Genomic DNA, 24910 nt, shown 5'->3' with positions numbered 1-24910 from the left:
AAATGAGATGGATTATCAGAAGATGTATCAAGAGAAGCTGACCACAGCCCAGGAGGCAGTCAAGGTAGTCAAGTCGGGGGACTGGGTGGACTACGGCTGGTGTACCAACCATCCTGTGGCTCTGGACAAGGCTCTGGCGGCCCGGAAGGACGAGCTGTTTGATGTAAAGGTGCGGGGCGGCGTGACCATGTGGATGCCTGAGATCGCCAAGGCGGAGGATGCCGGCGACCACTTCACCTGGAACTCCTGGCACTGCAGCGGCATCGACCGTAAGATCATGACCAAGGGTATGGGCTTTTTCAGCCCCATGCGCTATTCCGAGCTGCCCCGGTTCTATCGGGAGAACGTGGAGGTAGACGTGGCCATGCTCCAGGTTACCCCCATGGACAGCCACGGAAACTTCAGCTACGCCCTGGCCGCCTCCCACCTGGCGGACATGCTGGACAAGGCCAAGGTGATTATTCTGGAGGTCAACAAGAACCTGCCCTGGGTCTATGGCCTGACCGGCTGCGAGATCAACATTAAAGATGTGGACTACGTGGTGGAGGGAGATAACCCCGAGGTGGCCCAGCTGGGCGGGGGCGGAGAGCCCACCGCCGTGGACAAGGCGGTTGCCGAGCTGATCGTGCCCCAGATCCCCAACGGTGCCTGCCTGCAGCTGGGCATCGGCGGTATGCCCAACACCATCGGCGCTATGATTGCCCAGTCTGATCTGAAGGATCTGGGCGTACACACCGAGATGTATGTGGACGGCTTTGTGGATATGGCTATGGCGGGCAAGATTACCGGCCGGAACAAGGCCCTGGACAAGGGCCGTCAAGTCTACGCCTTCGCCGCCGGTTCCAAGAAGCTGTATGACTACGTGGACCGCAACCCGGAGGTCATGGCCGCTCCCGTGGATTATACCAACGATGTCCGGGTGCTGGCCCAGCTGGACAACTTCATCTCCATCAATAACGCCATTGACTTGGACCTCTTCGGCCAGGTTAACGCTGAGTCTGCCGGACTGAAGCACATCTCCGGCACCGGCGGTCAGCTGGACTTTGTGATGGGCGCCTACCTGTCCAAGGGCGGCAAGAGTTTTATCTGCCTGTCCTCCACCGTCACCGGAAAGGACGGCAGCGTGAAGAGCCGCATCGTCCCCACCCTGACGCCCGGTTCCATCGCCACCGATCCCCGGTCCTGCGTGCATTATATTGTCACGGAGTACGGCATGGTCAACCTGAAGGGCCTGTCCACCTGGCAGCGGGCGGAGGCGCTGATCTCCATTGCCCACCCCGATTTCCGGGAGCAGCTGATTCAGGACGCGGAGAAGATGCACATTTGGCGCCGCACCAACAAGTAAGTTTAAATAAAAAATCCCCTGTGCCATAGGCACAGGGGATTTTTTATTCATCCAGCAGTTCCCACTGAAACTGTTCCAGCTTCAGCCGGCTGCCCACCGTGGTTCCCTCAGGCAGGAGAAACATGGTGATGGAGTGGGGTTGGCCCTGGCCGGAGATCAAATCGGCGTAGTCCCCGTTGATCCCAGTCACCGTGTAATAGATGGGGCCCAAATTACAGCACCTCCTTGGAGCGGGTCTTGACGGTCCAGAGGAGGGCCGCCACGTATCCGATTACGTCTGCCACAAAGATAAACTGGGAGACAATGGCCCACACCAGACCCTTTTGTCCCAGACGGCCGGCCCGATGGGCCCAATACAGGGCGGCTAGGGAGTAGGCGGAGCCGGTCAGCAGCACACCATAGGCGAAGGCGACCGCCACAAAAACGGAGAGCAGGAAAATCTGCAGACCGGGGATCACCAAAAAAGCGGCGGAGAGCAGCGTCCAGGAGGACAGGTGGAGAAGGAAAAAGGGGATGGTGAGCAGCTTCAGCGCCAGGGCGGTGCGGGTCAACCGGCGGGTGAGTCTCTCGTTCCCCACGGCCCGTACGGCTCCGGCAATGGCCAGACCAATTCCCACTGCGGTCAGCAGGAGGATGGACAGAGTCAGCCCGGCGAACAGACCCAGGGAAAGAAATACTCCCTCACATACAACAGGGGCCACCACAGTAAACTGCAGGGCGTATAAAGCCACCAGGTACAAAGCACACCACAAATACATCGGGCATCCTTCCTTTATTGTCCGTTTTATTGGACTGTTTATGAATTAAAATAGGGCCATAATCCCAAACAGGAAAGGAGCAAAACAGATGGATTACAGCATTGTATGGGTACGGGGACACGTGGAAGTGTACGACTGGGCGGGGCGGTTTTGCTTCTCTGCCGATAACGAGCGGGAGGCCCGGGAGGAGCTGGAGCTCACCGCATAAGAAACAGCCGGGGCGCAGCTGTGCCCCGGCATTCCGTTAAGAGTCGATGAAGCTGCGGATGCGCAGCTTGACGCCCAGGTCGGCAGCGATCTGCTTGCAGTGCTCCACCTCCTGAGGGGTCTTATCCTTGTCCACAATGGTGAGCACCACATGGGGGACAAAGTGCTTGGCCTCTCCGGCAAAGTCCAGCATGGCCTGGTAAGCCGTCTCCCCCTGGATGGGGTGACACAGGGCGGCGTAGTCAGCGGCATTGTCCGAATTGAGGGAGATAGACAGGGTGTCGATGCGGCCCTTCAGCTCGGGGCATACGTCCCGGCCCAGAATCAGGTTGGCGTGGCCGTTGGTGTTGATGCGCACGGGGGGCAGCTTGTCTCCAAAGCGCTCCTTCAGCTGGTCCACCAGCCAAAGGATGTCATCCAGACGGTAGGTGGGCTCTCCGTAGCCGCAGAAGACGATCTCCCGGTAGGAGCACACGTCCCGGCTCAAAAAGCTGTCCATAGCCTCCTGACGGGTGGGCTCCCGCTCCAGCCACAGGGAGTCCTCGGTATAGATGGAGCCCTGGGCCTTGCCGTGACGCAGGCAAAATTCGCAGTTGCAGTTGCACTTGTTGGTGAGGTTGACGTAGAGCGCCCCCTCGTATTCATAGGTGATGGTCATAGCCTTCACGCCTCCTTAAATTTGAAAAAACCGCTTGCCGTTTTCCAACGTAATGCGGGCCACTTCATCCGCCTGCACGCCCTTGACTCGGGCGATGGTTTCTGCCACTAGGTGGACCTTGCCGGAGTCGTTGCGCTTGCCCCGGAAGGGCTCAGGGGTAAGGTAGGGGGAATCGGTCTCGATCATGATGCGGTCCATGGGGAGCCAGTCGATGACCTCCAGGGCCTTTCGGGCATTTTTGTAGGTAATTACTCCGGTAAAGGAGAGCATCCACCCCAGCTTAACCAGCACCTTGGCGTCCTCCAGGCTGCCGGAGTAGCAGTGGTACACCCCACGGACCTGGGGATAGTCCCGAACGATGGACAGGCAGTCCTGATGGGCCTCCCGGTCGTGGATAATCACAGGCAGACCCAAATCTTGGGCCAGCTCCATCTGGCGGCGAAATACCGTCTGCTGCAGGGGGCGGGGGGGATTGTCCTTCCAGTAGTAGTCCAGACCGATTTCCCCGATGGCCCGGACCTTGGGGTGGGCGACCAGGGAGCGCAGCTGTTCCAGCCACTGGTCGGTCCACTCCCCGCAGTCGGAGGGGTGGACCCCCACGGCGGCGTAGACAAAGGGGAATTGCTCGGCCAACTCCACGGCAGTGCGGGAGGTCTCCAGGTCGCAGCCGGGGTTCAAAATCAAGTCCACACCCTGCTCGGGCATGGAGGCCAAAACCTCCATGCGGTCGGCGTTGAAGGCGCCGGAGTCGTAATGGGCGTGGGTGTCAAATACACGCATCCAATCACCTCGTTTTGGGGCAGCAGAGCAACAACACTCAGGCCTCTGTCAGGTCAAACCATACCTGATAGCGGTCCCCGATGGAGTAGCCCGTCTCGCTCTCGCTGTCCACATAGTATTCCTCAAATACCAAGGCAGCCCGATCTGTGGTTTCGGGCACCTCAAAAACCAGATCTCCCTCCTGACTCTCTCCCGGCTCCAGGTTATAGGTATCCTCCAGCTGCCGGTTAGAGAATTTGGGCAGGGCATAGGTCCCGGCCATCTCTTCCTCCTCTGAGCTGGTGTCGCCGGAGGCAAGGGACCACAGGAGGAAGAAGTCGGTTTGGGACATAGAAATGGCCTCATCGAAGGTGTTTTTCAGGGAAAGGCGGCATGCCACCAGCTGATTGCCGCTGGCGGGGCGGTAGCCGTCGTAGCTGTCAATCACATCCACCGTATCCAACGAAAAATCAAACCAGTAGGTGGATATGGTGTCGCCGGGGGCATAATCCCCCGTCCCTTTATTCTGCCCCCAGCTGCAGCCGGATACAGATGTCAAGATCGCTGCCAACAGCAGCAGGGACCACCATCGCCTCACCGCTCACCCTCCTATTCCAAGCATGGCCTTCTGGGGAAAGATCGAAATCGATTATAGGGCATCTGGGCGGAAAAAGCAAGGGGCGGGAGGGGCGGTAGAAAAAAGGAAGGACGGCTTAGCCGTCCTTCCTGGGAGTAATGAAATCAGCACATCTTGGCTCCGGCGGGGATTTTGTCATCCAGCATGAGCAGATTGAGCTTCTCCTCTCCGTGCTCGGTGTGGGTGGCAGAGATGAGCATGCCGTTGGACTCCAGACCCATCATCTTTCTAGGAGGCAGGTTGACAATGGCCATAAGGGTCTTGCCGATGAGCTCCTCGGGCTTATACCACTTGGCAATGCCGGAGAGGATCTGACGGTCGGTGCCGGTGCCGTCGTCCAGGGTGAAGCGGAGAAGTTTTTCGCTCTTCTTCACGTTCTGGCAGTCCTTTACTTTCACGGCCCGGAAGTCGCTTTTGCAGAAGGTGTCAAAGTCCACCTTCTCGGTGAGCTGGGGCTCCACCTCCAAAGCGGGGAGGGCAGCCTTTTTGGCCTGGGCGGCAATCTCCTCCAGAGCGGCCAGCTCTTTGTCCAGGTCGATGCGGGGGAAGAGGTTCTCACCCCGCTGCACGGTGACATCGGCCCGGAGGGAGCCCCACTGTCCGGCGCTCTCCCAGGTCTGGCAGGCCTCGCAGGCGCCGATCTGTCGCAAAATCTCGGCGGAGGACTGGGGAATGAAGGGGGTGAGGAGGACAGCGCTGATGCGCAGCACCTCCAGCAGATTGTACATCACCCCGGCCAGGCGGGGACCGTTGGCCTCCATATCCCGGGCCAGCACCCAGGGGGTGTTCTCGTCGATATACTTGTTGGCCCGGCCAATGACCTTGAAAATTTCCGCCAGGGCATTCTGGAAGGCGAAGTGCTCCATCTGATCCTCGTAGCGGCTGCGGAGGGTGGAGACCAGCTCCACCAGCTCCCGGTCCTTCTCCGGGTCCTCGGCCTGCTGCTGGGGCAGGGTGCCGCCAAAGTATTTGCCTACCATGGACACGGTGCGGGAGAGCAGGTTGCCCAGATCGTTGGCCAGGTCCACGTTGATGGTGTTGATGAGGGCCTCGTTGGAGAAGTTGCCGTCAGAACCGAAGGGGAAGGTGCGCAGCAGGAAGAAGCGCAGGGCGTCTACGCCGAAGCGCTGGGCCAGCAGATAGGGGTCTACCACGTTGCCCTTGGACTTGGACATCTTGCCGCCGTCCAGCAGCAGCCAGCCGTGGCCAAACACCTTCTTGGGCAGGGGCATACCCATGCTCATGAGCATGGCGGGCCAGATGATGGAGTGGAAGCGGACAATTTCCTTGCCCACAAAGTGGACGTCGGCGGGCCAGAACTTGTCGTAGTCATCGTACTTGTCGTTCATAAAGCCCAGGGCGGTGGTGTAGTTGAACAGGGCATCTACCCAGACATAGACCACGTGACCGGGGTCAAAGTCCACGGGCACACCCCAAGTGAAGGAGGTGCGGGAGACACACAGGTCCTCCAGGCCGGGCTTGATGAAGTTGTTGACCATCTCGTTGACCCGGGAGCGGGGCTCCAGGAAATCGGTGTCCTCCAGCAGGTGCTGGATGCGGTCGGCGTACTTGGACAGACGGAAGAAGTAGGCCTCCTCCTCGGCGTCCTGGACCTCCCGGCCGCAGTCCGGACACTTGCCGTCCACCAGCTGACTCTCGGTCCAGAAGGACTCACAGGGCTTGCAGTATTTGCCTACGTACTTGCCCTTGTAGATGTCCCCGTTCTCGTACATCTTCTTAAAAATTTTCTGGATAGCGGCCACGTGGTAGTCGTCGGTGGTGCGGATGAAGCGGTCGTTGGAGATGTTCATCAGCTTCCACAGGTCCAGTACGCCCTTCTCCCCGGTGACGATCCGGTCCACAAACTCCTTGGGGGTGACGCCGGCCTCCTTGGCCTTGTCCTCGATTTTCTGGCCGTGCTCATCGGTGCCGGTGAGGAAGAGAACGTCGTAGCCGGTCAGGCGCTTGTAGCGGGCCATGGCGTCGGTGGCCACGGTGCAATAGGTGTGGCCGATGTGGAGCTTATCGCTGGGGTAGTAGATGGGGGTGGTAATATAAAACCGTTTTTTATTCTCCATGGTGTAATTTCTCCCTTACATAAAGTATCATGAAACGGACCCCTCGTTGGGGTGGGCAGTGTCCTTCGGCTCAGCCCCAGAGGGCATTCGCTCGTGGAGCAGTCGTTTGGGCCAGTGGGGGCCCATTGTGTTGCGTAGAAGGGCCCAGCTCTGGGAGAGGGATGCCAGCAGGAAGGACACCATCAGCACCAGGAAGAAGGGCTCCGGCAGATCGGCCAAGGAGATCAGGGCGAGGTATGTTCCCATCAGCAAGAAAAACAAGGCCCTGCGGGGATGGGGCCGGCCGTGGAAAAAGGCGGCGCACTCATACTGAGCCAGTAAGAGGAATACCACAGCCGCCAGCGTGATGCCGTAGCCCATCAAAACGGGGTCGGTGCCGTGGTCCAGATGAAAGCTGAACAGCCAGGCCAGGGCGGCCATGGGGGGAAAAACGGCCAGCAGGGAGCAGGATTCCCCCAAAGTTTCCCGATAGGCGCTCCGGCCCAGGGTAAGCTGGGCGGGTCCGGCCAGAAAACAGAGAAAGGCGCAGATGAAAATGGCGATGGGATAGGTAATTAAATAGGATTCCGGGTCCATTTTCCAGGCGGACAGCTGTCCCATTCCGTCCAGCAGGCCCAAAACGCCGGCTCCCAGCAGCAGTAGGCCGGAGGCGGCCATCCCCGTCATGTATCCGCTGTTGGGGCAGCGAAAGGCGGGTAAGAAATCCTCCGGTCCCTTAGCTGTGCGGATGGAGAGTAAAAAAAGCAGCGCCAGCACCGCGGTCAACAGGAGTAGAGCGTAGCTGGCGGGGTGGCCATGGACAAAGAGCTGGGTTTGGGGGTCGTACCCGGTGGTCAGCTGCCACCGGCGCAGCCCAAAACCCACCCCGCCGCCCACCACGGCCAGAGTCGGCAGCAGGATATCATATCGCTTCATAGAGGAACGCTCCTTAAAATGTATAGAGATAGCGGGGTAACAGCCCATATCATATACCAAAACCAGGGAAAAATCAAGGGAAGGCCAGGCCGGTGCGGATTACATGGGCCAGGAGCCGCCGTCCCGTTTTTTTCCAAACTGGAAGTAGAGGGCCAACACCAGAAGAACAATTCCAACTAAAGTGGCCAGTCCGGAAACAAGCTCAGAGAGCATGCCCTGGGTATACAGCAGCTGGCAGGCGGCCAAAAACACCAGGTCGCCAAAAAGCAGGTTTCGAGCCACCGGATGCATGCGTTTGCGGGCCCGGTCCTTCTCGTCGGCCAATTTGGCCTGGTTGGCCTGGCGTTTGGCATCCATCACAGCTTGGGAGTGGCGTTTTTTGTGTTTTTTCTGGCTCATATTGGTTAGAGCCCTCCTTTCCAAATGGTAGCGCCCCCCACCACCACGTCGCCATCGTAAAAGACGACGGCCTGGCCGGGGGTAATGGCCCGCTGCGGGGCGTCGAAGCGGACGAGAACGGTGTCCGAGTCTGTCTGTTCCACGGTGCAGGGCTGTTCTGCCATGCGGTAGCGAATCTTGGCCCGCAGGCGCATAGGGGAGTTTAGACGGTCAAAGGGGATAAAATTGGGCTCCCGGGCGGTGAGAACGCTGGAGAACAAGCTCTGGTTCTCGCACAAAATCACGGCGTTTTCCTCCGGGCGCAGCTCCTTGACGTAGAGGCGGCCGTGGTTGGAGGAAACCCCAAGGCCCCGGCGCTGGCCCACCGTGTAGTTGACGATCCCCTGGTGCTCTCCCAGCACATGCCCAGCTTCGTCCAGAAATGGGCCGCAGGGGTAGGTCCGGCCGGTATGCCGGCGCAGAAAGGCGGGGTAGTCGCCGTCTGGGATAAAGCAGATATCCTGGCTCTCCCCCTTGCGGGCGCTGGCCAGGCCCTGTTCCAGGGCGATGGAGCGCACCTCCTCCTTGGATAGTTCCCCCAGGGGAAAGCGGCTGTGGGAGAGCTGGTCCTGGGTAAGGGAGTAGAGCACATAGCTCTGGTCCTTTTCCAGGTGGGCGGCCTTTTTTAATAGGTAGCGCCCACTGCCCTTGTCCTGCTCCAGGCGGACATAGTGTCCGGTGGCCAGGGCGTCCGCCCCCAGTTCCTGGCAGCTGCGAAGCAAAGCGCCGAATTTTAAGCGGCGGTTGCACTGGATGCAGGGGTTGGGGGTCTGTCCGGCCTCATAGCAGCGGATGAAGGGCTCAATGACCTCCGCCTGAAACAGCTGGGACAGCTCCAGCGTGTGGTGGGGGAACCCCAACTGACCGGCCACCGCCTGCGAATCCCGTACCGCCTGGCTGGAATCTCCCTCGTTGGAGAGGTCCATGGTGACCCCCATCAGCTCATAGCCCTGCTGCCCAAGCAGCCAGGCAGCTGCGGAGCTGTCCACGCCGCCGCTCATGGCCACTGCCACGGTCTGACCCATCCAAGCAACCTCCTTGATTTTGAACATACAACTGAAAGTATACCACACTTTACGCCCCGGAGCAACCAAAATGGCGGGAAAGGCACCAAAAGCTCCGGTTTTCTCCAAAGTTTGACAGAGAAAATACATCTTGTATATGGAAACATAAAATTGAAATTAAAACACAAGATATGGTGGACAAAAGAGGGTCACTATGCTATAATTCCATCCTGAAGTGTCACGGCGCTCCGGCGCTGTTGAAATAGAAATAGCCTGAGCGAGAAGGGAGAACGACTATGAAAGTGATTAAGCGCGATGGGACCATCGTGGATTATGACCGCAGCAAGATCGTCACCGCCATTGAAAAGGCCAACGCCGAGGTGCCTGGAGAGGAGCGGCTGGGCCGAGATCGGATTGACGCCATCATCGACCGCATCGAGGAGTTGAAGCGGCCCCGGATGCTGGTGGAGGACATCCAGGATCTGGTGGAGCAGGGGCTGGTGGCGGAAAACAAGTTCCACCTGGCCAAGACCTATATCATCTACCGATACAACCGTGCCCTGGTGCGCAAGGCCAACACCACCGACGAGTCCATTCTCTCCCTGCTGCGCAACGAAAACCAAGAACTGGCGGAGGAAAACTCCAACAAAAATACCATGATCGCTGCCACCCAGCGGGACTATATCGCTGGAGAGGTGAGCCGGGACCTGACCCGGCGCATCCTGCTCCCCGAGCCCATCTCCAAGGCCCACGACGAGGGGGCCATCCACTTCCACGACGCCGACTACTTTATCCAGCCCATCTTCAACTGCTGCCTCATCAACATCGGGGATATGCTGGACAACGGCACCGTGATGAACGGCAAGCTCATCGAGTCCCCCAAGAGCTTCCAGGTGGCCTGCACCGTCATGACCCAGATCATCGCCTGCGTGGCCTCCAACCAGTATGGCGGCCAGAGCGTGGATCTGAGCCATCTGGGAAAGTATCTGCGGCGCAGCCGGGAAAAATTCAAAAAGCACATTTCCTACGAGTGCGCTGGCCAGGTGGATGAGGCCACTCTGGAGCGCCTGGTGGACGACCGCCTGAAGGACGAACTGAAGAGCGGCGTGCAGACCATCCAGTACCAGATCAACACCCTCATGACCACCAACGGCCAGTCTCCCTTTGTCACCCTCTTCCTCAATCTCCAAGAGGGGGACCCCTACCTGGAGGAGAATGCCATGATCGTGGAGGAGGTGCTGCGCCAGCGCCTGGAGGGCATCAAGAACGAGAAGGGGGTCTACATCACCCCCGCCTTCCCCAAGCTGGTCTATGTGTTGGACGAACACAACTGCCTAAAAGGCGGCAAGTACGACTATATCACTGAGCTGGCCGTGAAGTGTTCGGCCAAGCGGATGTACCCCGACTACATCTCCGCCAAGAAAATGCGGGAGAACTACGAGGGGAACGTCTTCTCTCCCATGGGCTGTCGCTCCTTCCTGGCCCCCTGGAAGGACGAGAACGGCAACTACAAGTTTGAGGGCCGGTTCAACCAGGGTGTGGTCTCCCTGAACCTGCCCCAGATCGGCATCCTGGCCCGGGGGGACGAGGAGAAGTTCTGGTCCTTGCTGGAAGAGCGGCTGGAGCTGTGCTTCCAGGCCATCATGTGCCGGCACAACGCCCTGAAAAACGTCAAGTCCGACTCCTCGCCTATCCACTGGCAGTACGGAGCCATCGCCCGCCTGCCTAAGGGAGCCCCCATTGAGCCCCTGCTCTACGGAGGCTACTCCTCCATCTCCCTGGGCTATATCGGCCTGTATGAGGTGACCAAACTCATGCGGGGGGTAAGCCATACCCAGCCGGAGGGGACGGAGTTTGCCCTGAAGGTGATGAACCGGCTGCGCAAAGCCTGTGACGACTGGAAGAAGGAGACCAACATCGGCTTTGCCCTCTACGGCACACCGGCGGAATCTCTGTGCTACCGCTTTGCCCGTATCGACAAGGAGCGCTTTGGGACGATACCGGATGTAACGGATAAGGGATATTATACCAACAGCTATCATGTGGACGTGCGGGAGCACATCGACGCCTTCGAAAAGTTCACCTTCGAGTCCCAGTTCCAGAAGATCTCCACCGGCGGCTGCATCTCCTATGTGGAGGTGCCCAACATGCGCCACAACCTGGAGGCCATGAAGGAGGTTGTCCGGTTCATTTACGACAACATCCAGTATGCCGAGTTCAATACCAAGAGCGACTACTGCCAGGTCTGCGGCTACGACGGGGAGATCATGATCAACGACGACAACCAGTGGGAGTGCCCCTGCTGCCACAACACCGACCGTTCCAAGATGAATGTTACCCGCCGCACCTGCGGCTACCTGGGTGAGAACTATTGGAACGTGGGCAAGACCAAGGAGATCAAGGCCCGGGTGCTCCACCTGTAAGATAGAAAGGAGCGCCCCATGAACTACGGCGATATCCGGCCCATCGATGTGGCCAACGGCCCCGGCGTGCGGGTCTCTCTCTTCGTCTCCGGCTGCACCCACTGCTGCGAGGGCTGCTTCAATCCCGAAACCTGGGACTTTCAGTATGGCAAGCCCTTCGGCCCGGAGCAGGAGACGGAGATTCTGAAGCATCTGTCCAAGCCCTATATCAAGGGGCTGTCCCTGCTGGGGGGCGAGCCCTTCCATCCCAAAAACCAGCAGGCGGTGCTGGAACTGGTGGAGAAGGTCCGCGCCGCTTACCCCCAAAAGGATATCTGGTGCTACACCGGCTACCTCTTTGAGGAGCTGGCTGCGGGAAGAGTGGGGGAGCAGAGCCGGGCGCTGCTGGAGGAGTTGGACGTACTGGTGGACGGCCCCTTTGTGCTGGCCCAAAAGAGCCTGTCCCTGCGCTTCCGGGGCTCAGAGAATCAGCGGCTCATCCAGGTTGCCCCCTCCCTGGAGCGGGGAGAAGTGGTCCTGTGGGATGAAAAAGAGTAATAAGCACCCCGAATATTCCAAGCTGTATTGGAATATTCGGGGTGTTTTGTTATATAAGAGTCAGAGGCGGGCCGTTCAGGAGGAGAACCCGGTCGGCCAGGGCCAGAATGGCGGGCTCGTGGCTGACCAGGAGAATGGGCAGAGCAAGCTCCTTCAGCCGGCCCATGATCCGCGCTGCCCGCTCCGGGTCCACCCCGGCGAAGGGCTCGTCCAGCAGATAGAGTCGTCCCCCCAGAGCCAGACACCGCCCCAGGGCCAGACGCCTGGCCATGCCTCCAGACAGGGTGGAGGGGTGGGCATCCTCCTCTCCCGTCAGCTCCACCACCTCCAGCCACCGTTGGGCTTCCTCGTGGCGGGAACGGGGCAGTACGTCGGTGATCTGCTGCCGGACCGTCCGCCAGGGGAGCAGGCGGTTTTCCTGAAAAAGAACGGCGGTTTCCTGGGGGGATAGCCCCAGCACCCGTCCGCTCCGGGGCCGCTCCAGACCGGAGAGCACCCGCAGCAGGGTGGTCTTGCCGCAGCCCGAGGGGCCCTGCAGGGCGGTGATCCCTTCCAGGGGCAGGGAGAGGGAGAAGTGGTCTAGCACCTGCTTGTCTCCAAAGCCCACACAGATCTCCTGCAGTTCAACCACGGTCCACACCTCCCTTTGCTCGATGCAATGCCCACCGCAGCAGCCGCTCCAACATTAGGGACAGGGCCACCACCACCGCCGTCCAGGCAAACAGGTCGGGGATTTCCAGGTAGAGCTTGCTGTTGTAGATCTCAGTCCCCATGCCTGGGCGGGGCAGACACAGCACCTCGGCCGCCACCCCCGATTTCCAGGCCAGTCCCATGGAGGTGGTGATGGCGGAGAGAAAGTAGGGGCGCAGCGAGGGCAGGTAAATGAGCCGCAGGGTTTTCCCACGGGAGAACCGGTAGGCCCGGGCCAGCTCCAAAAGCTGCCCGTCCGTCTCCCCCAGACCGCGGCAGAGATTTTCCCATACCACGGGGAGAACCATCAGCCCGGCGATGATGGCGGGAACGGTGCCCCGATGGGTCCATAGCAGAAGCAGCAGAATGAAGGAGGCCACGGGAGTGGCCCGGATGACCCGGATGGCGGGGGAGAGCAGTCGGTCGGCCCAGGACCAGCGGCAGGTCAGAGGGGCCAGGAGGCTGCCCAGCAGGGTGCCCACGGCCATGCCCGCCAAAATTCGGCCCAGGGTGGCGAAAATGGTCCCCCAGAAGGCGGGCTCTCCGGCCAGAGTCAGCAGAGCGGCCAGAACGGTGGCGGGATAGGGGAGGAGCAGCTCATTGCCCCGCCCCTCCACATGTAGCTCCACCAAATAGGCCCCAAGCTGCCAAGCCCCCAGCCAAATGGCCGGGGGCAGCAGAACAGAAATCAGTTGTTTGAGTCTCTTACTCCACTCCATAGTAGAAGGAGTCGTAGGGCAGACCGCCGCCGATGGAAGCGGGGTTGGCCTGGAAGAGGACCTGGTAATAGTTTTCCAGAACCAGCTTCATATCCGCGCCGGTGAGGAAGGTGAGGTTGCACTGAGGGATAGCGGCGGCAGCCACCTTGGCGTTGGGAGTGATCTCATACTGGGCCACCAGCTGGGCAGCATCCTCCAGATTATTGGGATCAGACATGTAGGCGATGGACTCCTCATAAGCGCTGAGGAAGGCTTCCACGCCCTGGGGATTCTCCTCCACATAGTCGGTGCGGGCCACCACGCAGCCCATGGGCAGCTCGCCTTGCTCCAGCTTGGCCCACTCGTCAGAGAGGGACAGGGCCTGGCGCACACCGGTGTCCTGAATCATCAGGGCGGTGGCAGCGGGGACGGGGAGCATGCAGATGCCGTCCTCAGAGGAGGCCATCTTGGCGGAAACCTCCTGGGCGGTCAGCCACTGGATGTCCACCTGAGAGGGGTCCACACCGGACTGAGTGAGCAGGTAATTGAGAATATATTCGGGATTGGCGCCCTGGCCGGTGGCATATACCGTCTTGCCCGCCAGGTCGGCCATGGACTGGACGGTGTCTCCCTTCTCCAGGATGTACAGAACGCCCAGCGTGTTGACAGCCAGTACCTGGATGGCTCCCTCCGACTTGGCGCTTAAGGTGGCGGCCACATTGGTGGCGATGGCGGCGATGTCCGCATCCCCGTTGATGAGGGCGTCGTTGACCTGCTGGTTATCCGCCACTACCATGGGGTCCTGGGCAATGGGGCAGGGCTTCCCATCTGCGGTCTTGCCGCCGTTTTCCCAGGCAGATTCCGCGTCGGCCATCAGCTTGGCAGCGCCCACGCCGGTGGGGCCGGAGAGAACCATAAACTTGGGCAGGGTGTAGTCGGCCGAGGTGCTGCTGTCGCTGGAGGAGGCAGAGGAGGCATCCCCGCCGGAACTGGAAGCAGAGCTGGAGGTGCCGGTGTTTTTGGGGCCGCAGCCGGAGAGCAGCGAGAGGGCAAGAGCGGCGGTCAGGAGCAGAGAGAGTGCGCGTTTCATACAATCATCCTTTCCAAATAAACCAATTTCATGGGTTATAATACATGCTCCAATGCAGAGGGGTTGGGAATAAGAATGGTCTTTCCCTGGCGCAGGATCAGGCCGCTTTTTTCCAAGGCGTCGAAGGCGCGGTACAGGCTGGCCCGGCTGACACCCAGCCGGCGTGCCAGTTGGGCGGCGGGGCAGGTGACACTGCCGGCTTGGCCATTGGCCAGCAGGTAACGGGCCAGACGGCCTTCCACCCCAGGCTGGGCCAGAGACTGCATGCGGCTTGACAAGAAGCGGATGCGTCCGGTGAGATAGCGCAGGTAGTTTTCCCGGATCAGGGGCTGTGCGGCAATGAGCTCATCCACCAGCTCCTGGCCGAGCAGCAGGCACCGGCCCGAGCGCTTGGCGGTAATGGTGGTGGCAAATTCCGGGGCATCAGAATAGAGAGCGGCAGCGCCAAACAGCTCCCCCGGTTCCAACAGGCTGACCGCAAGGGTCCCCTTGGTAACCTGAAGCTGGCCGGAGAGGAGTACGCCCAGACAGCGGCGAAACTGCCGGGGGCTGTATACCACCTGACCGGCGGAGAAGGAAAAAAGCTCAGTGCCGTCACGGGACAGAATCTGGCGCAGAAGATCTTCCTCCGCCCCCCGCAGCAGGGGACAGCGGGCCAACAGCTCCAGTTCCATCTGACCAAGCTCCAAAGCCGTACCACCCACCCCCTAAATGTGTATTATTTGAGACAGTTGAGATGATAGCACACAGGAAGAAAAAGGTCAACCCCTAGGAAAAAGAGATAAAAAGCGCCGGGAGCGGGAGTCCCGCTTCCGGCGCTGGAGAAACAAAGAGAAGAAAAAGCATCAAGTTCAGGGCTTTTCTGGGTCCAGACGGTCCTTAAAATACCCATCGGCGCAGTAAATGGCGGCGGCGGGGTTATGGCCGGTGGCCCGGTCTTTGGCCACCAGGGTGGTGACGGGGGCCTTAGAATATTTGTAGAAGAGAGAGTCGTGGCCCACGCACAGCCCCAAGCAGATATTGAACTGGGTTTCGGCCCGGTTGAGCAGCTCGGCCTGGGCGATGGGGTTGCACATGGCCTCCCGGGTGCCGGGACGTAGAAGCATGTCTGGGGAGTAGCCCAGGTCTACCTTTGGAATGTTCCCGGTCTTGCAGGCCACGGAGACCACCTCAAAGCCCTGCTTGCGCAGCACTCGGTCCACAATGGCGGCCTCCTTGTGCAGTCCTACACAGAAGCCCATCCCCAGCCGGGTGTAGCCCATGCGTTTGGCAAACTCTGCGACCTCCCGCAGCCGGGGCCAGCGGCAGTAGCCCAGATACTCGATGGCGGTGCTGGTGAGGAAAAAATCGTGGTTTTCCTCCTTGAAATATTCCTGAACCACCTGGTCGAAAAAGGCCCGGTCCTGCATGGGACAGTTTTTGGGCATCTGGTCCAGCTGACCGGATTTACAGGCCAGGATGGTACAGCTAGCGCAGGTAAACATGGGGCGTCCTCCTTTTTTGTGGAATCAGCGGCTGGCCTGGGCCAGATAAGCGGCTGGGCCGGACTGGTACAGGTCTCCACCCTGGGGGTCCAGAATGACGGTGAGGGGGAAGTTCTCCACCTCCAGCTTCCGCACCGCTTCGCAGCCCAGGTCCTCCCAACAAATGATCTCCAAAGATTTCACACTCTCCGCCATCAGGGCTCCTGCTCCGCCTAGGGCGGCCAGGTAGACCGCTCCGTTTCGTACCACAGCGTCCTTGACCGCCTGGTTCCGGGCCCCTTTGCCGATCATAATGGAGAGCCCCAGATCCAGCAGACGGGGGGAGTAGGCGTCCATCCGGCCGCTGGTGGTGGGACCGGCGGAGCCGATGACCTGTCCGGGCCGCTCAGGGGTGGGGCCCACATAGTAGACGGCGGCGCCTTCCAGGGGGAAGGGGAGGGGTTCTCCCTTGTCCAGCCGCTCCATCATGCGCTTGTGGGCGGCGTCCCGGGCGGTGTAAACAGTGCCGGAGAGGAGTACCGTGTCCCCGGCACGCAGGGGGGCCAGATCCGCCTGGGTCACAGGGGTAGTGAGCTTATATTGCATGACACACAGCCTCCTTTTACAGTTCTGCGGTGGCCCGGCGGGTGACGTGACAGCTGACGTTGACCGCAACGGGCAGTCCAGCCACATGGGTGGGGGCGGTCTCGATGGACAGCCCCAAACAGGTGGTCTTCCCGCCGAAGCCCTGGGGACCAACGCCCAGAGCGTTGACCGCCTCCAGCAGTTCCCCCTCCAAAGCGGCGTAGAAGGGGTCGGGGTTGGGCTGGTCAATGGGCCGCAGCAGGGCGTGCTTGGCCAGGTAGGCCACCTTGTCGAAGGAACCGCCGATGCCGATGCCAAGCACAATGGGCGGGCAGGGGTTGGAACCGGCCAGACGGACGGTGTCTACCACGAAGGCCTTCACGCCCTCCACTCCGTCTGCGGGTTTGAGCATCCCCAGACGGCTCATGTTTTCGCTGCCAAAGCCCTTGGGGGCCACGGTGATGCGGCAGCTGTCCCCGGGGACCAGACGCAGGGTGATGGCGGCGGGGGTGTTGTCCTCGGTGTTGACCCGGCGCAGGGGGTCGCCCACAATGGATTTGCGCAGGTAGCCCTCCCCGTAGCCGCGTCGGACTCCCTGGTGGATGGCCTCCTCAAAGGGGCCGTCAATGTGGACCTCCTGGCCCAGCTCCACGAAGACACAGGCCATTCCGGTGTCCTGGCAGATGGGGAGGTCCTTGCTCTGGGCCAGCTCCAGGTTGTCCCACAGCAGACCCAAGGTCTCCTTGGCCAGAGGCCAGGGCTCCTCCTGACGGGTGCGGTCCAGGGCGGCCACAATGTCGTCAGGCAAGTGGGTATTGGCTTGGATGCACAGCTGAGCCACTGCGTCCGTGATGGCAGCGGCGGAAATGGTTCTCATAGGGGCATGTCCTCCTCCCGGTCCTGCCCAGGGGCGGGACGGTTTTTGTCTCATTTTACCACCCGGGAGCGGGGGATGCAAGGAAATGTCAAAAGGTCCGGCAGCTTGGCTGCCGGACCTGAGGGGCCATGGTTATTCCTTGGTGTGGCGGGATCAGTCTGGGAGGTAGAACTCAAAGGTGGCCCAGGCGGTTTCGATGGCGCCGTGGTGGCCGGCATCCCGCTGTCCGCCCAGATCGGAGATGGAGGCGAAGGGGTAGTGGAGCAGGGAGGACTGGTGGCGGAGGAACAGGTAGGTGAGGTCACCGAAGCCCCCATTCACCACTCCGCTCTGGCTCTGCTGGGGGTGGACGGTGTAGGCCAGCCAGCCCCGCAGATCCTCCGCCCCGGCGGGGATGGAGAAGTTGAACCAGGGGGAGAAGTGGCGGCGGCCGAAGGCGTCAAACTCGAACTGGTAGATCCAGGCGGTGAGCTCCGGCACCTGGTCCTCCGTCTCGCCTCCCCCCAGTTGGAGGGAAATCTGGGCGGCGTAGGGGTCCCCATTCCGGTCCCAGAGCAGCCCCCCGGCAAAGTCGTCTGTATAGAAGTAGCCCGAGGGGTCTATGGAGAACTGGTCCTGGAGGCGGAGGGAGGGGAGGACGGTATAGCGGAAGAAATGGAGAACCCGCGCCGACCCGTCTGGAAGCCGGATGGCCCATACGGACAGCTCCGCTTCTCCATCCCCCAGGTGAACCGGAACGGGTGATCCTTCGGGGGCAGGCTGCTCCGGGTCATAGCCGCTCACATCCTTAGGCTGGCCCTGGATGACCTGTTGAGCTCCGGCGTACCGCTCCAGCTCCGCCCCGTCCAGACAGTTGGCCAGCTCCTCCGGAAGTCCCAGGGCAATGAGACGCTGCCGGACGGCAGCCTGATCTGAGGTGAGGGAGCGGGAGACTTCCGCCGCAGGCAGGGTGGGCAGACGGCTGCTGACAAAGAGGGCGGCGGGGATGGCCAGCAGGACTACACCGAAGACCAGGAGGGTAAAGCGCCTGCCCGGCAGACGCACGGGAGCGGGGACAATGTCGTATCCACGCCCCGCCAGGGCTTCACTCTGGAGTAGGATGCACCGAAGCAGGTAAATTTCCAGGGCGATAAACAGCGCCGGCCGACCGTAGTAGAGCCAGTCGTTGGTGATGGAAATGCCCATCATCGCCTGATCATAGGCTGGGACTAGCTCCGACCAGAGGGCCAGGGCGATGCAGAGCAGGTAGACGGCCAGTCCCCGGCCCAGCCAGTCCTTGGGGCTGGATTCTCCCCGGCGGGTAAAGGCCCGCCGAATGCCTGCCCGCAGGGAAAAGAGGAGCAGGAACATGATGGCGGACAGGATACCGGCCAGGGTGTGATCTAGTCGGGGTTGGTCTGTGATCCACTGGACGACAGGGGTGGCGGTGAGGATGTCCACCCCCATGTGCAGCACCAGCAGGAGGGCGGACAGTGCCCAGCACAGGCGGAACCAGGGGTCGCTTTTACGCAGAGAGCGGCAGCCCAGGTACAGCAGAACGGCCCCCAGCAGGGGGAGAAGATACTGTAGGTAAAAAAACTCCAAGCGAAAGACGTTCAGGGCCATGCCAAGCATCATGCTGCGGATGGCGGTCTGCCAGGGGGTATAGTCGGTTAAGGAACTGGGGTCGGGAGGCAGCTGGGACATCTCTTCCATCAGAATCCGGTCAAAGGAATCCTCCTTCATTTCCATTCACCTCCCAGTTGCTCCTGAAGTTTTTTGCGAATGCGGTATAGGCGGCCTTCCACTGCCCGCGGGGTGGTGCCCAGTTCATCTGCAATGCGCTGGGTGGACTGCAGATAGTAATATTTGCGGTAAAACAGCTGATAATCTCTGTGATTCAAGGCGTTAAGAGCCCTGCGCAGCGCCTGGGCGCGCTCTTTTTGCAGGAGTGTCTCCTCAGGACTGGGGGAGGGATCTGGTTGGAGGAGAGACAGCTCCTCTTCCTGGGGGCGGCGACGCAAGCGGCGCAGATGGTCAAAGGCGGTGTTGCGGCACACGGCGGTCAGCCAGGTGGCGGGGGTGGCCTTTTCTGGGTCATAGTGGTGCCGCCCCTCCCACAGCTTGGCCCGCACCTGGGCCAAACAGTCTTCCCGGTCCCCGGGGTCGGAGAGGATGCCGCCCACGATATAGTGCAGCATACCGTCAAAGTGCTGGAGTAGGGATTCCAGGGCGTCGGGGTCGTCCTGCCGCAGCCGGTCCATCCATTGGGCGGGGTCCATGGCGTCACCTCCTGAGCTTCTTCTAACTGTATATACGACACGGGGGTAAGAACCCCACGAAAAAGAAATAAATAAAAATGCGCCGGAGGGAACCGGCGCAGGAAAGAGATTATAGCACAACCGTGTAAACGGCACCGAATATCAGGGCGGGGAGCATATTGGCTACCCGGAACCGGCTGTCAAAGGCCAGATTCAGTCCGACACAGAAAATGAGGATAGAGCCCAGAAACGAGAGATTGTCCGTGACCGCCTGGGAGAAGATGGGGGACAAAAGTCCGGCGAAGAGAGTCACCGATCCCTGAAGGATTCCCACGGGCAGAGCGGAAAAGATTACTCCTTTCCCGTAGGTGGAGGCAAAGATCATGATAATCAGGCAGTCCAAAATGGATTTGGTAAACAGAGTGGAGGGATCGTGGGAAAGTCCGTCCTGAATGGAGCCTACGATGGCCATTGCTCCGATGCACACGGTGAGGGAGGCGGTGACAAAACCCTGGATGAACTGATTGTCTCCGCCGGAGCGGTCGGCCCGTGCCTTCAGCCAGGCACCCAGACGCTCCATTTTACCGTCCAGATCCAGCCACTCGCCCAAAAATGTGCCCAGGGCCAGGGAGAGAACCATGCCCAGGGTATCGCGTGTGGAGGCACCAACCAGACGTCCGTTTTCCATTTGGAGCATGCCCAACAGGGCGCCGCTGGCTCCAATAAACAGCACACATAGTCCAAGAGAACGGGTGACCGCTTGCTGATAGTGCTCTTTCAGTCCACCCTTGAAGATCAGACCGATCAGACCGCCAAGAACGATGGCCAGTACATTTACTACCGTGCCGATTCCGGCTGGGAACATGTTATCACCTGCTATGAGCCGGAAGACCGGCCTGGATTTTAGAGTAAGGAATTTTCTGGCTTTGGGGGACTGAGAGTAGGTTTGATTTATTATCGGGGAGGAAAAAGCCTGCTTTGGGAGGGGAGGTTATAGTGCATAGGTGGGGTCGTCGGGGGCAAGGTGGTCCTCCATATCAAAGGGACGGTCCCGGAAATAGCAGTCCCGCTCTTCGGGCCGGATCGTCCGGATGGGACGGCAGGGATTGCCGGCGGCCACTACGTTGTCAGGCAGATCTTTGCCCACCACACTTCCGGCGGCAATGACCACATTGTTTCCCACCGTCACGCCGGGGAGAAGGATGGCGCCTCCGCCGATCCAGACATTATGGCCGATTGTGATGCCAAAGCCGTACTCATAGCCGGAGTTGCGGGCCTGGGGGTGAATGGGGTGGCCGGCCGTAAAAATGGAGACGTTGGGGGCGATCATGCAGTTGTCTCCGATGCGTACCCAACCCGCATCCAGAATAGTGAGGTTGTAGTTGGCGTAAAAGTGCTCTCCCACCTCAATGTGATAGCCGTAGTCACAATGAAAGGGGGCTTCAATCCAGAAATCTTCGCCTGTGCGGCTAAACAGTTCCTTGAGGATGGACATGGACTGCTCCTGGCTTTGGGGAGGGGTATTGTTAAAGGCGTAAATTTTTTCCTTGGCTGTCTGACGAGCTTCAGCCAGACCGTCCAGCCAGGGCTTATAGGGCAAGCCTGCTTCCATGCGCTCCTGGTGATCCATTTGACGTTCACTCCTTATTGTTTTTGTTAAACCACGAAGAGCAGTATATCACAGCTGGAGGTTCAGGGAAAGAGCAGTGGGCAAGAAAATAAAATGAAAGTTTGATGAATCTAACCTTGCAAAAAAGGAAGACAAAAGATGGACAAGAAGTGGGATAATTCAACAAAAAAGGAGGGGGCAAGGGGAGAAAAATTGACACAATTTTCAACCGAAGATTGCAACGTGAAATAATTAACAAAATCGGACATTTTTCTTGCATATTTCTTGGGAGTATGGTATAATGAGGCAACCAAGAAAGGTGTGCTTCTGTAGATGCAGATGGGAGAGTTCAAGCAGGAAGTGCTGCGAATCAACAACAAGGTCAACATGGAAGTATTCCATCAAGGGCTGCTGTCTCAGCGTGTGGATGTACTGCGGGACAAGGTGCTGATTACAGCTAAGAACCGTCGTGTGAGCGTGTTATCCCTGGTGGACGAAACCGACAAAGGCACCACAGAAATTATGGACCGTGCGTTGATCGCACAATTTAAGCGGCTGTTCATTTTGGAGATGAAAGAAGAACTGGGAGTCAAGGTCCTGGCGCATTTGAAGGACTATGATCCAGGATTGGAAATCTCAGTTAGTCTGTCCATTTTTGAAAAGCCTGTGGAAGAATTGCTGCCGGAATTAAAGAGAGAGACGGGAAACAAATAACTTCAACAACAAAATAATTGTCGGGTAAGAACAGAGTTCCAATTCCCTGGTGAGGGCCAATGACGGTAGAATGATACTGCCAGCAGAGGCCAGCACAGAGGATGGAGCCTTGTGAAAGCTGTGATTGACCGCAAAATGCAAAGGAGCAAAGGCTCCTGGAGCATTTTGCGGTTTTTTTGACTTCTTCACTGGAATACTTTAATTTTTAGAGATAAAGGAGACAGAAAAGCATGGCAAAAGTAAAGGATGTATTGCAAGCCCTGGACGATCTGACCGGTGGCCGGTGCCTCAAGAGTTCCCATGACTGGGCCAGCGGGAAAAATCCCTGGGTCGTGATGAAATCCTCTGGCATCCCCGGAAAGGGGATCGTGGAGATGCCCGGCTTGATTTGGGGTGACGCGGAGCAGGAGGTCAAGAAGATCGCGGTATGCATGACGGTGACGGAGAGTGTTATCGAGCTGGCTGCGGCCACTGGTGTGGACGCCATCGTTTCCCACCACCCCATCGCCGATGCGGCCAATTCCGGCGGCGTGTTGATCAAGTATTACCTGGGCATCTACAACCTGGCTCATTTTGAACTGCACGAGGCCTTCCATGGTACCCATCCCGGTATTCCCTGGCTCCATGGCCATCGGCCCTTCTTCTCCTCCGTGAGCTATGGCGGCGTGCCTGGTAACGTGGTCAATGTGGGCAATGTGCTGCCTGAGATCGATACCATTGGTGATTTGATCGACCGGCTGAACATTCTGATGAACGCGAAGCTGGACGAGCATATGCTGGAGATCGAGCGCAAGGAGCGGGGCTGCGACAAGATCGAGGAGACGTCGGTGGCTGCCTGCGCCAAGATCCTGGTGGGCGACCGCAGCAATAAGGTGCGGACAGTGATCCACATGCATCCCCATTGCGGCTTTACTCCGGAGCATCTGGAGCAGTTGAAGCGGGACTATCCCGAGGCGGATACCGTGATCGCCTCCATCAGCCGGGTCTATCCGGGCCATCCGCTGGTGGCGAAGGCGGAGGAGCTGGGGATGAACTTCATCTGCGGCAACTCTCACGCGTTGGAAATCTTTGAAAACGGCGTGCCTCTGGCCCAGGCGCTGAAAAACCACCTGCCCGAGTGCGAAGTGGTTATTTTCCGGGAGCGTCAGACCAGTATCCCTCTGGAGGAAGTGGGGTCCCCTGAAATTCGGGATTACGGCACCAAGATTGCCGCCAAATATCTCCACCGCTGAGGGAAGGCAAGGAAACGGTTGATGAAATCAGCAGGCTCGTAAGGAACAAAAAAAGGGGAGGGAAGAAAAAGAGAGGGGACGATCCTGCTGAAAATTATATGTAAATGGGAGGTAACTTATGGATACGAAAGAAAAAAAGGCTGCAGTGGAAACCGCAGAAGAGCGTGCCAAATGGAAGCCCATTGAGTGGGTCGGTCTGATTTTGTTCATCGCGTTCTTGGTTTGTATCTTTGCAGCCCATGAGCAGTTCTCCGGGGCCTTTAATGCAATGTTTGCCAAGGCATACCAGATGTTTGAGTTCTACCTGTTTGGTTCCTCTATGCTGGGTGCCACCATCGTGGTCTCCATCATGACTGGCCGTATTCTGGAGCGGTTGGGCTTTACCGATGCTCTGATGCGTATTTTCCTGCCGATCATGAAGTATCTGAAGATCAACGCTGCTGTGTGTGTGGGCATTATCTACAACATTCTGGGCGACGTGAATGCGGCTGGCCGCATTGCCGGTCCTGTGGTTATGAAGGCTGGCTGTACCAGAGACGAGCAGAAAATCGCCATTGCTACTCTGACCAATGCGCCTGCGTCCTTCTCTATCATCGTGCTGGGTATCATCGCCCTGTCTACAGCTGGAATTAACCCCTTCCCTGTTATGATCGTGGGTATTTTCCTGCCCATCTTCCTGGTTCCGGCTTTCCTGCGCCTGTTCTGGCGGGATACCAAGGCGGCTGACATTCATGATCTGCCCCGCTTCACCCCCGACACCGGTGTAATGGACCTGATTTTCGGCTCTGCCCGTGAGGGTGTGACCACTGTTATCACTCTGATCCTGCCCGCTGGCTGCGCGGTGTTCGCAATTATCGGCCTGCTGGAGTACTTCGGAATTTGGGGCGTGATTACGGCTAGCTTGGGCGGAGTCCTTGAGGTGATGGGTATTGAGCCTACCACAGGTCTGCAGACCATCACTGTCGCCGGCACTCTGGCCATGAAGACTCTGGGCACCATGGTAACTCCCGCCACTGCTGACGCTGCTGCTGGTGCTCTGGTAGAGGTTCTGGCTGACCCCGCGGTGAAGAAGCTGCTGATTGGTTCCTTTGTCCTGGCCAACTCCTCCTGGCCCATCCAGGTGCCTCTGGGCCAGATCCCCGCTGTTTGGAGCGGTGTTGTTGATCTGAAGACCAGGGAGATCATGTTTGCTGCTATCGTGGGCTGTGTGATTCGTCTGGTCTATGCTGCTCTGTGTGCGCAGCTGTTTGGTCTGTTCCTGTAAGCAAGCGTAGCAACGATTATACATCTAGGGGGCGCGCCAGGATTAGGCGCGTCCCCATGCGCTTGACGTTAGTCATGAGTCTACAAGCAGAATATGTAATCACAAGGAAAACCTTAGGTTTCCATGTCGATATTTTGAGAAAGAAGGGTGTAACAGATGAAAGTTGTTGTAGTAGGCGGAGGATGGGCAGGTTCCGGAGCGGCCATCGCGGCGAAGAATGCCGGCGCAGAGGTAACAGTTCTGGAGCGTACCGACATGCTGCTGGGCACTGGCCTGGTTGGCGGTATCATGCGGAACAACGGCCGGTTTACCGCTACCGAGGAAGCGATTGCTCTGGGCGCCAATGAGATTTTTGAGACCATCGACGCCAATTGCCGGCACACCAACATTGAGTTCCCCGGCCACTCCCATGCCAGCCTGTATGACATCGCACTCATCGAGCCCGCCATCAAGGCTCTGCTGCAGAAGAAGGGCATCGAGGTCCGCACCTTGGCCCGCGTGAAGGACGTGGAGATGGATGGGGACAAGATGGTGTCCGTGATCCTGACCAACGACGAGAAGATCAGCGGTGATGTGTTTATCGACGCCACCGGCAGCGCGGGTCCCATGGTGAACTGCGGCAAGTACGGCAACGGCTGTGCGATGTGTGCGCTGCGGTGCCCCACCTTCGGCGGCCGTGTGAGCGTGGT

The 24910-nt window shown here is 59.1% G+C and carries 27 protein-coding genes; 7 read left to right on the top strand and 20 right to left on the bottom strand.

Going from position 1 to position 24910, the window contains the following annotated elements:
* Positions 1-7: 7 nt before the first annotated feature.
* Complete coding sequence (locus B5E43_RS12710; RefSeq protein WP_087397290.1) at positions 8-1345, top strand: butyryl-CoA:acetate CoA-transferase; 1338 nt, start codon at positions 8-10, stop codon at positions 1343-1345.
* 43 nt (positions 1346-1388) lie between these two features.
* Here the strand turns inward: B5E43_RS12710 and B5E43_RS15270 are convergent, their stop codons facing one another.
* The 9 genes from B5E43_RS15270 to mnmA form a co-directional block, all read right to left on the bottom strand.
* Positions 1389-1556: a hypothetical protein gene (locus B5E43_RS15270; RefSeq protein ID WP_164475094.1), complete on the bottom strand. Its 168-nt coding sequence runs from the start codon at positions 1554-1556 to the stop codon at positions 1389-1391.
* Between the two features lies 1 nt (position 1557).
* On the bottom strand, positions 1558-2103 hold the full coding sequence (locus B5E43_RS12705; RefSeq protein WP_087397288.1) for a hypothetical protein: 546 nt from the start codon (positions 2101-2103) through the stop codon (positions 1558-1560).
* A gap of 244 nt (positions 2104-2347) precedes the next feature.
* On the bottom strand, positions 2348-2968 hold the full coding sequence (locus tag B5E43_RS12700; RefSeq protein ID WP_087397286.1) for a TatD family nuclease-associated radical SAM protein: 621 nt from the start codon (positions 2966-2968) through the stop codon (positions 2348-2350).
* A 15-nt stretch (positions 2969-2983) separates the two neighbouring features.
* Positions 2984-3748: a TatD family hydrolase gene (locus B5E43_RS12695; protein WP_087397284.1), complete on the bottom strand. Its 765-nt coding sequence runs from the start codon at positions 3746-3748 to the stop codon at positions 2984-2986.
* A 37-nt stretch (positions 3749-3785) separates the two neighbouring features.
* On the bottom strand, positions 3786-4325 hold the full coding sequence (locus B5E43_RS12690; RefSeq protein WP_087397282.1) for a DUF4352 domain-containing protein: 540 nt from the start codon (positions 4323-4325) through the stop codon (positions 3786-3788).
* 143 nt (positions 4326-4468) lie between these two features.
* Entirely contained in the window at positions 4469-6442 is a 1974-nt protein-coding gene (gene metG, locus B5E43_RS12685) for a methionine--tRNA ligase (RefSeq protein WP_087397281.1), read from the bottom strand.
* Between the two features lie 27 nt (positions 6443-6469).
* Positions 6470-7357 carry a hypothetical protein gene (locus tag B5E43_RS12680; protein ID WP_087397278.1) on the bottom strand — a complete coding sequence of 296 codons (888 nt, stop codon included), beginning with the start codon at positions 7355-7357 and terminating at the stop codon, positions 6470-6472.
* A 99-nt stretch (positions 7358-7456) separates the two neighbouring features.
* Positions 7457-7756, bottom strand: a complete 300-nt coding sequence (locus tag B5E43_RS12675; RefSeq protein WP_087397276.1) for a hypothetical protein — start codon at positions 7754-7756, stop codon at positions 7457-7459.
* 5 nt (positions 7757-7761) lie between these two features.
* Complete coding sequence (gene mnmA / locus B5E43_RS12670) at positions 7762-8847, bottom strand: tRNA 2-thiouridine(34) synthase MnmA (protein ID WP_242964826.1); 1086 nt, start codon at positions 8845-8847, stop codon at positions 7762-7764.
* 248 nt (positions 8848-9095) lie between these two features.
* On the opposite strand from mnmA, the gene nrdD reads away from it, so the two are divergent.
* Together nrdD and nrdG are read left to right on the top strand one after the other, a co-directional pair.
* Positions 9096-11222 (top strand): anaerobic ribonucleoside-triphosphate reductase, encoded by a 2127-nt coding sequence (gene nrdD, locus B5E43_RS12665; protein WP_087397273.1) that lies wholly within the window; start codon positions 9096-9098, stop codon positions 11220-11222.
* An 18-nt stretch (positions 11223-11240) separates the two neighbouring features.
* Complete coding sequence (gene nrdG / locus B5E43_RS12660) at positions 11241-11759, top strand: anaerobic ribonucleoside-triphosphate reductase activating protein (protein ID WP_087397270.1); 519 nt, start codon at positions 11241-11243, stop codon at positions 11757-11759.
* Positions 11760-11808: 49 nt separating this feature from the next.
* Here the strand turns inward: nrdG and B5E43_RS12655 are convergent, their stop codons facing one another.
* The 11 genes from B5E43_RS12655 to B5E43_RS12605 all read right to left on the bottom strand — a co-directional run bounded on the left by B5E43_RS12655 (position 11809) and on the right by B5E43_RS12605 (position 21032).
* A complete protein-coding gene (locus B5E43_RS12655) occupies positions 11809-12390 on the bottom strand; it encodes an ATP-binding cassette domain-containing protein (protein WP_087397269.1) in 582 nt (193 codons plus the stop codon).
* A complete protein-coding gene (locus tag B5E43_RS12650) occupies positions 12383-13168 on the bottom strand; it encodes an ABC transporter permease subunit (RefSeq protein ID WP_087397267.1) in 786 nt (261 codons plus the stop codon). The genes B5E43_RS12655 and B5E43_RS12650 overlap by 8 nt, the downstream gene beginning before the upstream one ends.
* The gene (locus tag B5E43_RS12645) at positions 13155-14237 is read right to left on the bottom strand and encodes an MqnA/MqnD/SBP family protein (protein ID WP_087397264.1); all 1083 of its coding nucleotides are present in this window, start codon (positions 14235-14237) and stop codon (positions 13155-13157) included. Before B5E43_RS12645 ends, B5E43_RS12650 begins: the two co-directional genes overlap by 14 nt.
* A 35-nt stretch (positions 14238-14272) precedes the next feature.
* Positions 14273-14926, bottom strand: coding sequence for a Crp/Fnr family transcriptional regulator (locus B5E43_RS12640; RefSeq protein WP_242964825.1), 654 nt, complete (start codon positions 14924-14926; stop codon positions 14273-14275).
* A 162-nt stretch (positions 14927-15088) separates the two neighbouring features.
* Positions 15089-15721, bottom strand: a complete 633-nt coding sequence (locus tag B5E43_RS12635; RefSeq protein WP_087397260.1) for a DUF1847 domain-containing protein — start codon at positions 15719-15721, stop codon at positions 15089-15091.
* A gap of 24 nt (positions 15722-15745) precedes the next feature.
* On the bottom strand, positions 15746-16306 hold the full coding sequence (locus B5E43_RS12630; protein WP_087397258.1) for a Fe-S-containing hydro-lyase: 561 nt from the start codon (positions 16304-16306) through the stop codon (positions 15746-15748).
* 16 nt (positions 16307-16322) lie between these two features.
* Positions 16323-17162, bottom strand: a complete 840-nt coding sequence (locus B5E43_RS12625; RefSeq protein WP_087397257.1) for a fumarate hydratase — start codon at positions 17160-17162, stop codon at positions 16323-16325.
* 153 nt (positions 17163-17315) lie between these two features.
* Positions 17316-18887 carry a hypothetical protein gene (locus B5E43_RS12620; protein ID WP_087397255.1) on the bottom strand — a complete coding sequence of 524 codons (1572 nt, stop codon included), beginning with the start codon at positions 18885-18887 and terminating at the stop codon, positions 17316-17318.
* A complete protein-coding gene (locus B5E43_RS12615) occupies positions 18884-19423 on the bottom strand; it encodes a sigma-70 family RNA polymerase sigma factor (protein ID WP_087397253.1) in 540 nt (179 codons plus the stop codon). Before B5E43_RS12615 ends, B5E43_RS12620 begins: the two co-directional genes overlap by 4 nt.
* A gap of 109 nt (positions 19424-19532) precedes the next feature.
* Positions 19533-20267, bottom strand: coding sequence for a DUF554 domain-containing protein (locus tag B5E43_RS12610; RefSeq protein WP_087397251.1), 735 nt, complete (start codon positions 20265-20267; stop codon positions 19533-19535).
* 126 nt (positions 20268-20393) lie between these two features.
* Positions 20394-21032 (bottom strand): sugar O-acetyltransferase, encoded by a 639-nt coding sequence (locus B5E43_RS12605; RefSeq protein WP_087397249.1) that lies wholly within the window; start codon positions 21030-21032, stop codon positions 20394-20396.
* 318 nt (positions 21033-21350) lie between these two features.
* Here B5E43_RS12605 and B5E43_RS12600 point away from each other — a divergent pair, with 318 nt between their 5' ends.
* The 4 genes from B5E43_RS12600 to B5E43_RS12585 form a co-directional block, all read left to right on the top strand.
* Positions 21351-21725, top strand: coding sequence for a Na-translocating system protein MpsC family protein (locus tag B5E43_RS12600; RefSeq protein WP_158099063.1), 375 nt, complete (start codon positions 21351-21353; stop codon positions 21723-21725).
* Between the two features lie 230 nt (positions 21726-21955).
* A complete protein-coding gene (locus tag B5E43_RS12595) occupies positions 21956-22957 on the top strand; it encodes a Nif3-like dinuclear metal center hexameric protein (protein WP_087397245.1) in 1002 nt (333 codons plus the stop codon).
* Positions 22958-23075: 118 nt separating this feature from the next.
* A complete protein-coding gene (locus B5E43_RS12590; protein ID WP_206407002.1) occupies positions 23076-24221 on the top strand; it encodes a hypothetical protein in 1146 nt (381 codons plus the stop codon).
* 156 nt (positions 24222-24377) lie between these two features.
* A partial coding sequence (locus B5E43_RS12585; protein WP_143383010.1) for an FAD-dependent oxidoreductase occupies positions 24378-24910 on the top strand: 533 nt, incomplete at its 3' end.

The sequence above is a fragment of the Flavonifractor sp. An100 genome (assembly GCF_002161175.1).
Taxonomy (GTDB): Bacteria; Bacillota; Clostridia; order Oscillospirales; family Oscillospiraceae; genus Lawsonibacter.
Note: the sequence above shows the minus strand (reverse complement) of the source record. Positions and strands in the feature narration are given on the sequence as shown.

Coding starts and splice junctions, on each gene's coding strand:
- B5E43_RS12700 (WP_087397286.1), bottom strand. CDS start 2,968: ATGACCATCACCTATGAATACGAGGGGGCGCTCTACGTCAACCTCACC.
- B5E43_RS12635 (WP_087397260.1), bottom strand. CDS start 15,721: ATGTTTACCTGCGCTAGCTGTACCATCCTGGCCTGTAAATCCGGTCAG.
- nrdG (WP_087397270.1), top strand. CDS start 11,241: ATGAACTACGGCGATATCCGGCCCATCGATGTGGCCAACGGCCCCGGC.
- B5E43_RS12650 (WP_087397267.1), bottom strand. CDS start 13,168: ATGGAGTGGAGTAAGAGACTCAAACAACTGATTTCTGTTCTGCTGCCC.
- B5E43_RS12610 (WP_087397251.1), bottom strand. CDS start 20,267: ATGTTCCCAGCCGGAATCGGCACGGTAGTAAATGTACTGGCCATCGTT.
- B5E43_RS12625 (WP_087397257.1), bottom strand. CDS start 17,162: ATGAGAACCATTTCCGCCGCTGCCATCACGGACGCAGTGGCTCAGCTG.
- B5E43_RS12710 (WP_087397290.1), top strand. CDS start 8: ATGGATTATCAGAAGATGTATCAAGAGAAGCTGACCACAGCCCAGGAG.
- B5E43_RS12595 (WP_087397245.1), top strand. CDS start 21,956: ATGGCAAAAGTAAAGGATGTATTGCAAGCCCTGGACGATCTGACCGGT.
- B5E43_RS12600 (WP_158099063.1), top strand. CDS start 21,351: ATGGGAGAGTTCAAGCAGGAAGTGCTGCGAATCAACAACAAGGTCAAC.
- mnmA (WP_242964826.1), bottom strand. CDS start 8,847: ATGTTCAAAATCAAGGAGGTTGCTTGGATGGGTCAGACCGTGGCAGTG.
- B5E43_RS12590 (WP_206407002.1), top strand. CDS start 23,076: ATGGATACGAAAGAAAAAAAGGCTGCAGTGGAAACCGCAGAAGAGCGT.
- B5E43_RS12705 (WP_087397288.1), bottom strand. CDS start 2,103: ATGTATTTGTGGTGTGCTTTGTACCTGGTGGCTTTATACGCCCTGCAG.
- B5E43_RS12680 (WP_087397278.1), bottom strand. CDS start 7,357: ATGAAGCGATATGATATCCTGCTGCCGACTCTGGCCGTGGTGGGCGGC.
- B5E43_RS12620 (WP_087397255.1), bottom strand. CDS start 18,887: ATGAAGGAGGATTCCTTTGACCGGATTCTGATGGAAGAGATGTCCCAG.
- nrdD (WP_087397273.1), top strand. CDS start 9,096: ATGAAAGTGATTAAGCGCGATGGGACCATCGTGGATTATGACCGCAGC.
- B5E43_RS12605 (WP_087397249.1), bottom strand. CDS start 21,032: ATGGATCACCAGGAGCGCATGGAAGCAGGCTTGCCCTATAAGCCCTGG.
- B5E43_RS12695 (WP_087397284.1), bottom strand. CDS start 3,748: ATGCGTGTATTTGACACCCACGCCCATTACGACTCCGGCGCCTTCAAC.
- B5E43_RS12615 (WP_087397253.1), bottom strand. CDS start 19,423: ATGGACCCCGCCCAATGGATGGACCGGCTGCGGCAGGACGACCCCGAC.
- B5E43_RS12645 (WP_087397264.1), bottom strand. CDS start 14,237: ATGAAACGCGCACTCTCTCTGCTCCTGACCGCCGCTCTTGCCCTCTCG.
- metG (WP_087397281.1), bottom strand. CDS start 6,442: ATGGAGAATAAAAAACGGTTTTATATTACCACCCCCATCTACTACCCC.
- B5E43_RS12675 (WP_087397276.1), bottom strand. CDS start 7,756: ATGAGCCAGAAAAAACACAAAAAACGCCACTCCCAAGCTGTGATGGAT.
- B5E43_RS12630 (WP_087397258.1), bottom strand. CDS start 16,306: ATGCAATATAAGCTCACTACCCCTGTGACCCAGGCGGATCTGGCCCCC.